10 protein-coding genes are annotated in these 12,606 nt (G+C 75.3%); 2 read left to right on the forward strand and 8 right to left on the reverse strand.

Annotated elements, in window-relative coordinates; genetic code table 11:
• Window positions 1-2,086: 2,086 nt before the first annotated feature.
• Both ACTMS0_RS15920 and ACTMS0_RS15925 read right to left on the reverse strand, forming a co-directional pair.
• The gene (locus ACTMS0_RS15920) at window positions 2,087-3,595 is read right to left on the reverse strand and encodes a replication-associated recombination protein A (protein WP_441155964.1); all 1,509 of its coding nucleotides are present in this window, start codon (window positions 3,593-3,595) and stop codon (window positions 2,087-2,089) included.
• A 76-nt stretch (window positions 3,596-3,671) separates the two neighbouring features.
• Window positions 3,672-3,881: a hypothetical protein gene (locus tag ACTMS0_RS15925; protein ID WP_441155965.1), complete on the reverse strand. Its 210-nt coding sequence runs from the start codon at window positions 3,879-3,881 to the stop codon at window positions 3,672-3,674.
• Between the two features lie 165 nt (window positions 3,882-4,046).
• On the opposite strand from ACTMS0_RS15925, the gene ACTMS0_RS15930 reads away from it, so the two are divergent.
• Window positions 4,047-4,784, forward strand: coding sequence for a GNAT family N-acetyltransferase (locus ACTMS0_RS15930; RefSeq protein ID WP_441155966.1), 738 nt, complete (start codon window positions 4,047-4,049; stop codon window positions 4,782-4,784).
• Between the two features lie 96 nt (window positions 4,785-4,880).
• Here ACTMS0_RS15930 and ACTMS0_RS15935 read toward each other — a convergent pair whose 3' ends face one another.
• The 5 genes from ACTMS0_RS15935 to ACTMS0_RS15955 form a co-directional block, all read right to left on the reverse strand.
• Window positions 4,881-6,290 carry an MFS transporter gene (locus tag ACTMS0_RS15935; protein WP_441155967.1) on the reverse strand — a complete coding sequence of 470 codons (1,410 nt, stop codon included), beginning with the start codon at window positions 6,288-6,290 and terminating at the stop codon, window positions 4,881-4,883.
• The gene (locus ACTMS0_RS15940) at window positions 6,287-6,880 is read right to left on the reverse strand and encodes a helix-turn-helix domain-containing protein (RefSeq protein ID WP_441155968.1); all 594 of its coding nucleotides are present in this window, start codon (window positions 6,878-6,880) and stop codon (window positions 6,287-6,289) included. The genes ACTMS0_RS15935 and ACTMS0_RS15940 overlap by 4 nt, the downstream gene beginning before the upstream one ends.
• A gap of 103 nt (window positions 6,881-6,983) precedes the next feature.
• Window positions 6,984-7,796 carry an SDR family oxidoreductase gene (locus ACTMS0_RS15945; RefSeq protein ID WP_441155969.1) on the reverse strand — a complete coding sequence of 271 codons (813 nt, stop codon included), beginning with the start codon at window positions 7,794-7,796 and terminating at the stop codon, window positions 6,984-6,986.
• A 103-nt stretch (window positions 7,797-7,899) separates the two neighbouring features.
• Window positions 7,900-9,705, reverse strand: coding sequence for an aspartate--tRNA ligase (gene aspS / locus ACTMS0_RS15950; protein WP_441155970.1), 1,806 nt, complete (start codon window positions 9,703-9,705; stop codon window positions 7,900-7,902).
• A gap of 182 nt (window positions 9,706-9,887) precedes the next feature.
• Complete coding sequence (locus tag ACTMS0_RS15955) at window positions 9,888-10,946, reverse strand: S1 family peptidase (RefSeq protein WP_441155971.1); 1,059 nt, start codon at window positions 10,944-10,946, stop codon at window positions 9,888-9,890.
• A 241-nt stretch (window positions 10,947-11,187) separates the two neighbouring features.
• Between ACTMS0_RS15955 and ACTMS0_RS15960 the strand changes: the two genes are divergently transcribed.
• Window positions 11,188-12,018, forward strand: coding sequence for an SGNH/GDSL hydrolase family protein (locus tag ACTMS0_RS15960; RefSeq protein ID WP_441155972.1), 831 nt, complete (start codon window positions 11,188-11,190; stop codon window positions 12,016-12,018).
• Window positions 12,019-12,091: 73 nt separating this feature from the next.
• Here the strand turns inward: ACTMS0_RS15960 and ACTMS0_RS15965 are convergent, their stop codons facing one another.
• Entirely contained in the window at window positions 12,092-12,568 is a 477-nt protein-coding gene (locus ACTMS0_RS15965) for a winged helix-turn-helix transcriptional regulator (RefSeq protein ID WP_441155973.1), read from the reverse strand.
• Window positions 12,569-12,606 lie beyond the last annotated feature (38 nt).

Genomic DNA, 12,606 nt, shown 5'->3' on the forward strand with positions numbered 1-12,606 from the left:
GGGCGGGGCCCGTCGGCGGGCGCGCGCCCGGCCGTCGGGCCGCTCTGCGGGGCAACCGGCGAGCCGGGTGGGGTCGCCCGACGGTTGATGGTCCGCAGTGCGGGGTCGGTGTGGTGCGGGGTACGACCGGCCTGCCGGAGCCAGTCGGCCGGGCGCTCCGGCCGGTTGCGCCGGCCCTCCGTGGCCGGCCGCTCGTCGCCGTCGGCGGCGCCGCGCCGACCAGGGATGGGCGCGGCGGCGCCCGCGGGCCGCGGGGCACCCGGGGTGCCGTCGTCCGGCGCGGCTCGCCGGCCGCGCGGCGGGGTGTCAGCGCCCTCGGGCGCGGCCCGCCGGCCACGCGGCGCAGCACCCTCGGTCTGGTCCGGCGCCGCACGCCGGCCGTGCGGAGCACCCTCGGTCTGGTCCGGCGCCGCACGGCGACCGCGCGGAGCGCCATCGGTCTGGTCCGGCGCCGCACGGCGACCGCGCGGAGCGCCGTCAGTCTGGTCCGGCGCCGCACGGCGACCGCGCGGAGCGCCCTCGGTCTGGTCCGGCGCCGCACGGCGACCGCGCGGAGCACCCTCGGTCTGGTCCGGCGCCGCACGGCGGCCCCGCGGAGCGCCGTCGGCGCCGTCCGTCTCGGCACGCCGGCCACCGGGCGGCAGGCCGCCGTCCGGGGCGCCGCGGCGCCCCGGCGTGGTGCCGGGCTCGCCGGCCTCGGCCGGCGCGTTCCGTAGCGGGCCGTGGGCCGACCGGCTCGGTTCCTCCGCGGCCGCCCGCCGGCCGGCGGGCGGCGCGAGGCCCGGTAGCGGCAGAGCGTTGCCGCTGCGCGGCACGACCGATTCGTCGGCACCGGCGGCCGGGCGGCGGCCGGGATCGGCCAGCGGCGGGCGATTCACCGGCCGGCCGCTGGCGGCGGCATCGGCCACGTCCCCGGACACCTCGCCCGCCTGCCGGCCGAGGCCCGGGGCAACTCCCGGCGGGCTGCCGGGGTTCTCCGGCCCACGGCGGGCGGGGCCGGATCCGGACTCCGGGTCGGCGGCGGGCGACGCCGCCGCGCCGGGTCGGGCCGCCCGGGCCCGAGCGGCGGACCCGGTCAGGTCACCGGAACGGTACGGGTCGCTCGACCCGGGACGGGATTCACCGCCGGCGGCGGGCGGCGCCGCCGGGCCGGGCTGGGGCACCCGGGCCCGGGCGGCGGAGCCGGTCAGGTCACCGGAGCGGTACGGGTCGCCCCCGGCGCCACGGGCGTCCGGACGCCGGCCGGGCGGCGGACCGGCGGGCGCGGGCACGTGGGGGCCGGCCGGGCTGGCCGGCCCGGCGTGCGGGCCCGCCGGGACGCCCCGGGAACCGGGTGGACCCGCCTGCGGGCCCGGCCCCTGCGGATCGGCCGCACCGCCGCGGCCGGCGGACCGGGACGGGCGCGGGCTGGGCTGGGCCGGCTGGCCGGGCTGGGCGTGCGGACCGGGCGCGACGCCGGAAGGCGGATCGGCGGGCACGTCCCGGCGTGGGCCGGGCTGGGCGTGCGGGCCGGACGGGACGCCGGCGGGCACGCCGCGCCGCGGACCGGCCGCCGGAGGTGGTCCGGGCGGACCGGCCGGCGTCGCCGGCTGGGACCGTGGTGCGGGGGCGGCCGGTGCCCCCGACCCGGAGGCCGGTCGGGCGCGGTCCGGCCCCTCGGGCCCGCCCTGCGTCCATCCGGCTGGCCGGCGTCCCGCCGGACTGCCGGGCGGGACCGGACGGGCGCCGGGCGGAGGGGTGTCACCCCGACGCGCCGGGCCAGCGGGCTCGGGCGAGCCGGGCCACGGACCCGCGCCCGGTCGCGGTGGCTCCGCCTCGCCGCGGCGCGGCGGAGGCGGCGCGGCCGGACCGCGCGGGGTCCCGTCGGGACCGGACGGGTCCGGCGGCGTCGCGGGGCGGGCCGGCCCGCCCTCCGGGCCCAGGTCCGTCTGCTGCGCCTTCGCCGTACGCAGGTCGTCGATCCAGCCGAACTCCTCGCCGCTGATCGGCTGCTCCGGCTCGGCCTCGGCCTTGCCCCGCCCCCAGCGGCGACCCTTGGGGCGCCGCTCGTCGGCGCCGTCCTCGGGTCGCTCCGCCCCACGCGACTTCACTGGTGACCCTCCTCGACGGCGTCGGTGCCGCCCTCGTGCGCCCCGCCGTCGCCCGACCCCCCGGGTCGACGGCCGTTGCCTACCGTCTCGCCGACGGTCGCCGCCACCGCTGGGCGCGCGGCCGGTGCGGGCAGCCCGCGGACGATCCGGCGCAGCAGCGGCAGCCGCTCGGCCACGGCCCGCTCGGCACCGTGCTGGCTGGGTCGGTAGTAGTCGGCTCCGACGAGGTCGTCGGGCACGTACTGCTGGGTGACCACGCCGCGCTGGTCGTCGTGGGGGTAGCGGTAGCCGGCGCCGTGACCGAGGCCCTTGGCGCCGGCGTAGTGCGCGTCGCGCAGCCCGCGCGGCACCGGCCCGCCGCGGCCGGCCCGGACGTCGGCGAGGGCCGCCCCGAGCGCGGTGGTCGCCGAGTTGGACTTGGGCGCGGTGGCCAGGTGGATCACGGCCTGGGCGAGGTTGAGCTGGGCCTCGGGCAGGCCCACGTACTCGACCGCGTGCGCGGCGGCGGTGGCCACGCCGAGCGCGCCCGGATCGGCCATCCCGACGTCCTCGCTGGCGAAGATCACCAGACGCCGGGCGATGAACCGGGCATCCTCACCGGCGACCAGCATCCGGGCCAGCCAGTGCAGGGCCGCGTCCACGTCGGAACCGCGCATGCTCTTGATGAACGCGCTGGTCACGTCGTAGTGGGCGTCGCCGGCCCGGTCGTAGCGCACGGCTGCGGTGTCCACCGCCTGCTCGGCCGTGCCGAGGTCGATGCGGTCGGCGCCGACGGCGGTGGCGGAGGCGGCGGCCGCCTCCAGCGCGGTCAGGGCCTTGCGGACGTCCCCGGCGGCGAGCCGAACGAGGTGGTCCTCGGCGTCGGGGTCGAGGGTGAGCGCGCCGCGCAGGCCGCGCTCGTCGGCGACCGCCCGGCGGAGCAGACCACGCACCGCGGCGTCGTCGAGCGGCTGGAGGGTGAGCAGCACGCACCGCGAGAGCAGTGGCGAGATGACCGAGAAGTACGGATTCTCGGTGGTCGCGGCCAGCAGCGTGACGGTCCGGTCCTCAACCGCGGCGAGGAGCGAATCCTGCTGGGTCTTGCTGAAGCGGTGCACCTCGTCGATGAAGAGCACGGTCTGCGGGCCGCCGGCGCGGCGCTGCCGGCGGGCGGTCTCGATGACGGCGCGGACGTCCTTGACCCCGGCGTTCAGCGCCGACATGGCGACGAAGCGGCGGTCGGTCGCGCGGGCCACGAGGTGCGCGATGGTGGTCTTGCCGCTGCCCGGGGGCCCCCAGAGGATGACCGACATCGGGGCGGCGCCGGAGACGAGCTGCCGCAGCGGGGCGCCGGGCGCGAGGAGGTGATCCTGACCGACCAGCTCGTCGAGGCTGGTCGGCCGCATCCGGACGGCCAGGGGTGAATCCTCCCCGGCCGGAGTGAAGCCGTCCACGCCGGTGGGGCCCGCGGGCGCGGCGGGCGCGGCGGCGGGGCCTCCGAGGGAGAAGAGGGCGTCGGACTCCATCACGGGAACAGTACCGGGCCCGGCCGGTGACGCCGGAATCAGCGCCGCCGACCGGGCCTCCGGTGATCGGATCCGGTCAGCCCCGGCCTGGGCGCCGGCCGCGGTACCAGCGACCGCCGCCACCGCCCGGCCCGCGGCCGACCCCGGCCAGGTACAGGGAGAGCAGCAGCAGCCCGATGAGCACGAGGGTGTTCCAGTTGAACAGGTCCGGCGCGCCGAAGTTGGTGTTCAGCAGATCGAGGAGCAGGGCGAACCCGAAAACGATCGCCGCGAGAATGGCGAGCATGGCGTTCCTCCGGTGAGGGGGGTCCCAGTAGGTCGGCCCGGATGTACCCAATCGGTCCGCCCGCCAATCTCCACCCTGGATCGACGCCGCGTCGCCCGTGTCGACACCGCCCCCGCGGCCGCCAGGGCGCCGCCGCGCCGCCCGGCCCCGGGCTAGGCTGAGGTCATGATCATCGCGGACGAGGCCCTGGCCGGACGGGACGCCATCCTCGCGGCCGCCGAACACCACCCGTACGTCCGGCACGCGCTGTGGCGCGACGGCATGCCGCGCGGCTGGCGGCGCGAGGGCACGGTCGGCTGGCTGCTGCCGTCCGGGCCGGGGCCGGCGGGCGCGGTCGGCGCGCCCGGGCCGGCGGTCGAGGTCTTCGCCGGTCTTGTCGCCGAGGGGACGCTCGCGCCCGGCCAGTGGCTGCACCTGCCGCGGCTCGATCCGGACCTGCTCGCCGGCCGGCTCGCGGTGGCGCGGCACGACGAGTGGGACTTCCTCTGGACGGCCGCTCCCCCGCCGCGGCAGCCCGACGAGGAGCGGGTGGTACGCCTCACCGAGGCCGACCACCCGGCCCTGGCGGCGATGATCGACGAGTCGTTCCCGTCCACCACGTCGCGCCCGGGCGACCCGAGGATCGTCACCTGGTACGGCATCCGCGACGGCGACCGGATCGTCGCCTGCGGGGCCGACCGGAGCCGGGGCGACATCGGCTTCCTCGCCGGCCTGACGGTCGCACCGGACCGGCGGGGCCGGGGCCTCGGCGCCGCACTCACCGCCGGCATGACGCGGGCCCTGTTCAGCCGGCACGACACGGTGGCGCTCGGCGTCTACACCGACAACGTCGCGGCGATCCGCCTGTACCGCCGGCTCGGCTACACCGGCGCCCTTGCCCGCAGCTCGGTCCACCTCGCGTGACCGGACGGGTGGTCCGGGGCGCGCCGGGACGGTGTGCGCCGCAGGACCACGCGTAGGGCTCCTCGCCACGCCGTCCGCGGCGGAGGGGCCCCCTCGTCAGCGCGGCGGCGCGGGAGCATCGGCGCCCCCGGCGGGCACCGGGTCGCGCGGCACCGGCACCGCGGCGGCTGGCAGGACGTCAGCCGGCACGGCGGCGGACGGCACGGCATCGGACGGCGTGCCGTCGGTCGGTGCCCGGTCGAGCGGGCCGGCGGGTCGCGGCTCGGATCCACTCCGGCGGGCCGCCCGCCAGGCGGGCAGGTAGAGCGGCGCGGCGACGGCCAGCACCACCGCGCCGACCACCATCGCGGCGCTCACCCCGGCCCGGTCGGCGACCAGGCCGAGCACCACCCCGCCGAGGGCGGCGGCGGGCATGGCGACCATCGAGTTCAGCGAGACGACGCTGGTCCGGTACGGCCCGTCGACCTGCCGGTGCACCAGGCCCATGTGCAGCGGGTTCGACGCGCCGTGCACCGCGTAGCAGACGACGTACGCGACCAGCACGCCCACCGGGCCGGCGAGCAGGCCCATCGCGGCGACCGTCGCGCCCTGCACGACGCGCAGCAGGGCGGCGGCCGGCGCGGCGCCCAGCCAGCGCGTGAGCAGCGGGGTGAGGGCGGCGCCACCGGCCGAGGCGAGCCAGGCCACCGTGCTGACCGGGCCGAGCAGGGCGGCCGCGGCGTCGGCGTCCCCGACCACCTCGGCGAGGCGGACCGGCAGCAGGCTCTCGAAGGTGATCATCCCGAAGCCCCAGAACAGCTCGACCGCCACCAGGGCGAGCAGCACCCGGGACCGGCGCAGCAGCCCGACCGCCTCGCCGATCATCCGGGGCGCCCGGGCGACCGACGCGCGCAGCGCTCCCCCGCCGGCGGCGGGGCGGGGCTCCCGCAGCAGGGCCAGCAGGGCGACCAGCGCGACGACCTGCAACGCCACGGCCACCAGGGCCGGCGTGGTGAGGGCGGTGACCGGTCCGACCGGGCCGAGCGCGACCAGGCCGCCGCTGAGCAGGGCCCCGGCGGCGATCGCCACGCCGAGCACGGTGCCGCCCTGGCCCAGGCCCTTCTCGTACGCGGCGTCCGGGTCGGCGGCCAGCGTCGAGTCGACGTACCAGGACTCGAGCGGGCCGCTGTCCAGGGCCCGGAACACGCCCTGTAGTGCCCAGACGGCGACCAGCAGGGCGAACGTGTCCGCCACGACGAGCAGTGCTCCCGAGGCGAGGTTCACCACCGAGGCGATCACCAGCACCGGCCGGCGGCCCAGCGCGTCGGCGAGGCCGGCGGTGGGCAGCTCCAGGATCAGCACGATGATCCCCTGGGCCGCGGCGGCCAGGCCGATCTGGGTGAGGGTGAGGCCGCGCTCCTGCATGAGCAGGATCAGCACGGGGATCATCAGCCCGACCGGCAGCCACCGCAGCCCGTGCAGGACGAGGAAACGGACGCGGACCTGGCGGACGGACAGGGCGCTCATCGCTTCCCCTCCAGCAGCGGGTACGCGGCGAGGACGATCTGCACGGTCCGGGCGTCCGGCGCCGCCGGGTCGGCCTCGTCGTGGTAGCGCCTCAACAGCTGGTAGACCTCCCGCTGCAACGCCTCCAGCCGATCCGGCGTGAGGGCCATGAAGATGTCGTCCATGCCGAACGCGTCCCGCCACGCCGGCGACCACTCGTGCTGGACGGCGAACCACCGCTCGGCCACCTCGACGAGGTGGCGGACCTGCTCCCCCTGGATCCATTCGATCGCCGCCCGCGCGTCGGGGTCGTCGTCGAAGTCGCTGGGCTCCCAGCTGGTGACGTCGTGGGCGGCACGCCACCAGCGCTGCCGTCCGCTGCCCAGCTCGGGTGCCTCGGCGACGAGGCCGACGTCGGCCAACTGTCGCAGGTGGTAGCTGGTCGCGCCGGTGTTGGTGCCGAGGCTCTCCGCCAGCCGCGTCGCGGTGGCCGGTCCGCCGACCCGGAGCGCGCCCAGCAGGCGGGTCCGCAGGGGGTGGGCGAGCACGCGGACCTGCCGGTGATCGAGCCAGACCTGGCGCCGTGCCGGCGGCTTTTCGTCCTTCGCCATGCTTGCACAATACTTGTGCACAATCTCTATGCACAAGTCCCATGCATAGAGATTGTGCATACTCCGGTGGCCGGTAGGAGGTGCCCGGGATCGCCGGATGAGCTCAGGAGGCGAGGAGTTCGGTGATGCCGCGCAGGCGCGTGCGGAGCAGGCCGGCCGCCCGGGTGGAGTCGAGGCGTACCTCGGTGGGGCGGCGCAGCCCGGACTCGGCGCTGGTGGTGGTCTTCAGGCCTGCCGAGTCCAGGCCGATCTTCGCGGCGACCAGCCGGCCCATCTCCGCGCGGCTGACCGCCTCCGGTCCGGCGATGTTCAGCGGGCCGGCTACGTCGGAGCGCGCCAGTTCCAGGACAGCGCCGGCCAGGTCGGTGACGTCGACCGGGCAGCGGAGCTCGTCGGTGAACAGCACGGCCCGGCCGGCCAGGGCATCGAGGCAGAGCTGGATCTGCTTGCTCCCCTCCCCCACGATCAGCGAGGTCCGCACCAGCACCGCGCCGGGGTCGATCGCCCGCACCGCCGTCTCGGCCGCCGCCTTGGCCGCGCCGTACGGGAAGACGGGCATAGGCGGCTCGTCGTCGAGATACGGAGTCGGCCGCCCGGCGTGCACCGCGTCACTGGACAGGTGCACCAGCCGCGCCCCGACCTCGGCGGCCGCGTACGCGACGTGCGCAGCCCCGTCGGCGGTCACCGCCCAGTCGTCGTATCGGTAGGGGGTGCCGATGACGGCGTCGGGTCGTACCTCGGCGAGGAGCCCGCGCACGGCGGACCGGTCAGTGACATCCAGCCGACGCGCCTCGACGCCCGCCACCGCGACGGAGCCGGCGTGGTACGTCCCCACCACCCGCCAGCCGGCCGCCACCGCCTGCCTGCACACCTCGCCACCGAGAAACCCGCTCGCCCCCACCACGAGCAGCGTCATCCCGCACCCACTCCTCCCACCCGCACCCGTTGATCATGAGGTTAGCGGCAGTTTCAGCGATCGACATCGCCGCCAACCTCATGATCGACGAAGCGAGGGCGGGTCAGGTTGGATCGGCGACCGGGGCGGCGGGGCCGGCGGTGCCGGTGTGCGGCGCCGCCTGGGGCTTCGGCTTGGCGTCGATGCCGGCCTCGGCGCGCTGCTGCACCGTGATCGGCGTCGGGGCGCCGGTCAGCGGGTCGAAGCCGCCGCGCGTCTTCGGGAAGGCGATGACCTCGCGGATCGAGTCGGCGCCGGAGAGCAGCATGCAGACCCGGTCCCAGCCGAACGCGATGCCGCCGTGCGGGGGCGGGCCGTACTTGAACGCCTCCAGCAGGAAGCCGAACTTGTCCTGCGCCTCCTCGGGAGTGATGCCGAGCAGGTCGAACACCCGCCGCTGCACGTCGCCCCGGTGGATACGGATCGAGCCGCCGCCGATCTCGTTGCCGTTGCAGACGATGTCGTACGCGTACGCCAGGGCCCGGTCCGGCGCCTCCTCGAAGCGGTCCACCCACTCCGCGTTCGGCGAGGTGAAGGGGTGGTGCACGGCCGTCCAGCCGCCCTCGTCGGTGCGCTCGAACATCGGCGCGTCGACCACCCAGCAGAACGCCCAGGCGCTCTCGTCGACCAGGTTGGCCCGCTTGGCGATCTCGATGCGGGCGGCGCCGAGCAGCTCCTGCGCCTCGCGGGTGTTGCCGCTGGCGGCGAAGAAGATCGCGTCACCGGGCTTGGCGCCGACCACGTCGGCCAGACCGGCCAGGTGCTCCTCGGACAGGTTCTTCGCCACCGGACCGCGGGCCTCGCCCGTCTCGGCGTCCAGCACCACGTACGCGAGGCCCTTCGCGCCGCGCGCCTTGGCCCAGTCCTGCCAGCCGTCCAGCTCCTTGCGGGTCTGGCTCGCGCCGCCCGGCATGACCACCGCGCCGACGTAGCCGCCCGCGTCGATCGCGCCGGCGAAGACCCGGAACTGCGTGCCCCGCAGGTAGTCGGTCAGCTCGGTCAGCTCGACGCCGTAGCGGAGGTCCGGCTTGTCGGAGCCGTACCGGGCCATCGCGTCGTGCCAGGTGATCCGCGGGATCGGGCGGGCGATCTCGTGGCCGGCCAGCTCCTTCCACAGCGCGGAGACGATCGCCTCGCCGAGGTCGATCACGTCGTCCTCGGTGACGAACGACATCTCGATGTCGAGCTGGGTGAACTCCGGCTGCCGGTCGGCGCGGAAGTCCTCGTCGCGGTAACAGCGGGCGATCTGGTAGTACCGCTCCATGCCACCGACCATGAGCAGCTGCTTGAACAGCTGCGGGGACTGGGGCAGCGCGTACCAGGTGCCCGGCTGGAGCCGCACCGGCACCAGGAAGTCGCGGGCGCCCTCGGGCGTGGAGCGGGTGAGCGTCGGCGTCTCGATCTCCAGGAAGTCCCGCTCGTGCAGCACGGTCCGGGCGATCTGGTTCGCCCGCGAGCGCAGCCGCATCGCCTTCGCCGGGCCGCTGCGGCGCAGGTCCAGGTAGCGGTAGCGGAGCCGGACGTCGTCACCGGCCTCCACCTGGTCGTCGACCGGCAGCGGCAGCGGAGCCGCCTCGGACAGCACCTCCAGCTCGACGGCGGTCACCTCGACCTCACCGGTCGCGAGGTCCGGGTTCTCGTTGCCCTCGGGGCGGCGGGTCACCTCGCCGGTGACCTTGACGCAGAACTCGTTGCGCAGGGCGTGCGCGTCCTCCTCGCGGAAGACGACCTGCACCACGCCGGAACCGTCACGCAGATCGACGAAGATGACACCGCCGTGGTCGCGCCGGCGGGCCACCCACCCGGCGAGCGTCACCGTGGTGCCGGCGTCCGTCGCGCGCAGGCTGCCGGCGTCATGGGTACGGATCACGACGTGCGTCTCCTCATCTGCGGTACGTCTGTTTCCCGCATTCTGTCAGTGCTGCTCGGCTGGCGTTCCGCGGGTGTAAGGAAGGGCCCCTTCTTAACGCGCGGGTGTGAAGAAGGGGCCCTTCCTTAACACAGGGGCGGGCCGCCGGAGGAGAAATCCGGCGGCCCGCTCGCTGCGGTGGATCAGTAGACGCTCACGCCGTAGACGCTCAGCGCCTCGGTGACCGGCTGGAAGTAGGTGGTGCCGCCGGTGGTGCAGTTGCCGCTGCCACCCGAGGTCAGGCCGAGGGCGGTGGAGCCGCTGAACAGCGAGCCGCCGCTGTCGCCGGGCTGGGCGCAGATGTTGGTGCGGATCAGGCCGGAGACCGAACCCTCGGCGTAGTTCACCGTCGCGTTGAGCGCCGTGACCGAGCCGCTGCGCAGGCCGGTGGTGCTGCCGGAGCGCTGCGCGGACTGGCCGACGAACGCGTTGCCGGCGCCGGTGATGTCCCGGTAGCTGCCGTTCCAGAGGTAGACGTTGCCGGGCTGCGTGGTGGTCTGGTTGTTGTACCGGACGATGCCGTAGTCGTTGCCCGGGAAGCTGGAGCCGGCGCGGGTGCCCAGCAGCGAGGTCTGGGCCGAGTTCGAGTACCAGCTCGACGAGATGTTCGTGCAGTGGCCGGCGGTGAGGAAGTACTTCACGCCGCTGCTGTTGCGCACGTTGAAGCCGAGCGAGCAGCGCCCGCCGCCACCGGCGTAGATGGCCTGGCCGCCGGAGATCCGGGTGCTCAGCACGCCGGCCTCGGCCTCGATGCGCACCGCGCCGTTGGTCCGCGCGGCGGCGGCCTTGACCCGCTCCAGCTTGTCACCCGTCACCGTGCTGTCGACGGAGACGACGACCTGGTTGGTGGCCGGGTCGACCCACCAGGCGGTGCCGGGGATCTTGGCGGTGCGCTCCAGCTCGGCGGTGGCGCGGTTCAGCTCCGTGGCGCCGCGCTTGACGATCTTCGGGGTGGCGCCGGCGGCGGCGACCTGGCGGGCGGCGGCGGCGTCGGTCACGGCGACGACCATCTTGCCGCTGGCGTCGGCGTACGTGCCAGCAGAGCGGGCGCCGAGGCGCTCGACCAGGGCGGCAGCGGCGTCGGGGGATGCGGGCGAGGCGGGTGCCGCCTGGGCTGGCGCGCCGAGCAGCGAGCCGGCAACCAGGGTTCCGGCGACGGCGACGGTGGCGACGCGGCGCAGCGTTGACCTCGTGGGTCGCATGTAACAGCCTCCCTGATGGGGATGGGGGCCGCGCCTTCGGCGGCGGGCCCGGGGACCACTCGACCTGGGGGAATCGGTCGAGTGAGGGAAGTATTCACATATTTAAGATCGTAGGCAAGACCCCTCTTTGCCCGAATTCACCCAACAGCCGCACGTAACTGATCCGCAACATTGTAGACACAGACGGTTGTCTATACGCTCCGGTCACCGCGTATCCCGGGACCCGTGACCGGAGGCCACCATGACCGTCGTCCGTCGCGCGCTGGCCACCCTCGCCAGCCTCGTCATCCTCGTCCTGATCGCCGCCACCCCCGCCGTCGCCGACGCCGGTCCGCCGCCGAACTCGATGGCGAGCCTCGGCGACTCCATCACCCGCGGCTTCAACGCCTGCGGGTGGTACACCGACTGCACGTCACGCTCGTTCAGCACCGGGGACTACTCCACGGTGAACAGTCACTACCTGCGCATCCGCGCGGTCAACCCGAACATCAACGGTCGCAACCACAACGACGCCCGGTCGGGGGCGAAGTCCGCAGACATGTACGGCCAGGCCGGCACCGCGGTCAGCCAGGGCGTCGGGTACGTCACGATGCTGATCGGCGCGAACGACGCCTGCACCAGCTCGGAGTCGACGATGACCTCGGTGACCACCTTCCGGGCGAACATCGACTCCGCGCTCAACCGGCTCAAGGCCGGCCTGCCCAACGCCAAGGTGCTCGTCATCAGCGTCCCGGACATCCACCGGCTCTGGTTCGTCGGCAAGGACAGCGGCAGCGCCCGCAGCGCCTGGTCGGCGTTCGGCATCTGCCAGTCCATGCTGGCCAACCCGACCTCCACCGCCCAGGCCGACGTCGACCGGCGCAACCGGGTCCGGCAGCGGGTGATCGACTTCAACACCCAACTCGCGGCAGCCTGCGCCGCGTACGGCGCGAACTGCCTCTTCGACAACAACGCGGTCTTCGGCTACCCGTTCGCCCTGAGCCAGCTCTCCGGCTGGGACTACTTCCACCCGAACACCAGCGGGCAGCAGGTGCTGGCGAGCGTGTCGTACGCCGCCGGCTTCCGCTGGTAGGCGATCGGTGACCGGCGCGCGGAGCTCCGGCCGCCGCGCGCCACGCCACCCCGCAGCGGTACGAGGCGACGGGTCAGCCGACCCGGCGGCGCGCTCCGGGGCCCGGCCGGGGCACCACGTCGCGGGGTTCGTCGACCTCGTGGCCGCGCTCGCAGCGCAGCACGGCGCGAACCTCGCCGCCGCAGTCGCGGTGGTCGACGCGCAGCGGCGAGCCCTCCGGGTCGGCGAGGTACCGGTCGCCCCAGCCGAGCACGGCGACCAGCACCGGCCACAGGTCAAGGCCCTTGGGGGTCAGCCGGTACTCGTGGCGCAGCCGGCTGCCGGGCTCCCGGTACGGCTCCCGCCGCAGCACGCCCTCCTCGACCAGCGTGGCGAGCCGGTTGGTGAGCACCTGGCGGGGGATGCCGGTGCGGACCCGCATGTCGTCGAAGCGGCGGACGCCGTTGAAGACCTCGCGCAGCACCACGAGGGTCCACCTCTCGCCGAGGACCTCCATCGCGCGGGCGAGGGTGCAGTTCTCGATCGACCAGTCCAGTGCCGCGGGTCTCATACCCGCCAGGCTAGGTCTGATTGACAGACTCAGCAAAC

The organism is Micromonospora sp. H33 (genome assembly GCF_052068455.1).
Classification (GTDB): Bacteria; Actinomycetota; Actinomycetes; order Mycobacteriales; family Micromonosporaceae; genus Micromonospora.

Bases quoted from the DNA above. Each gene is read 5' to 3' on its own strand.
- ACTMS0_RS15920 (WP_441155964.1), bottom strand. From the start codon at position 3,595: ATGGAGTCCGACGCCCTCTTCTCCCTCGGAGGCCCCGCCGCCGCGCCC.
- ACTMS0_RS15925 (WP_441155965.1), bottom strand. From the start codon at position 3,881: ATGCTCGCCATTCTCGCGGCGATCGTTTTCGGGTTCGCCCTGCTCCTC.
- ACTMS0_RS15930 (WP_441155966.1), top strand. From the start codon at position 4,047: ATGATCATCGCGGACGAGGCCCTGGCCGGACGGGACGCCATCCTCGCG.
- ACTMS0_RS15935 (WP_441155967.1), bottom strand. From the start codon at position 6,290: ATGAGCGCCCTGTCCGTCCGCCAGGTCCGCGTCCGTTTCCTCGTCCTG.
- ACTMS0_RS15940 (WP_441155968.1), bottom strand. From the start codon at position 6,880: ATGGCGAAGGACGAAAAGCCGCCGGCACGGCGCCAGGTCTGGCTCGAT.
- ACTMS0_RS15945 (WP_441155969.1), bottom strand. From the start codon at position 7,796: ATGACGCTGCTCGTGGTGGGGGCGAGCGGGTTTCTCGGTGGCGAGGTG.
- ACTMS0_RS15955 (WP_441155971.1), bottom strand. From the start codon at position 10,946: ATGCGACCCACGAGGTCAACGCTGCGCCGCGTCGCCACCGTCGCCGTC.
- ACTMS0_RS15960 (WP_441155972.1), top strand. From the start codon at position 11,188: ATGACCGTCGTCCGTCGCGCGCTGGCCACCCTCGCCAGCCTCGTCATC.
- ACTMS0_RS15965 (WP_441155973.1), bottom strand. From the start codon at position 12,568: ATGAGACCCGCGGCACTGGACTGGTCGATCGAGAACTGCACCCTCGCC.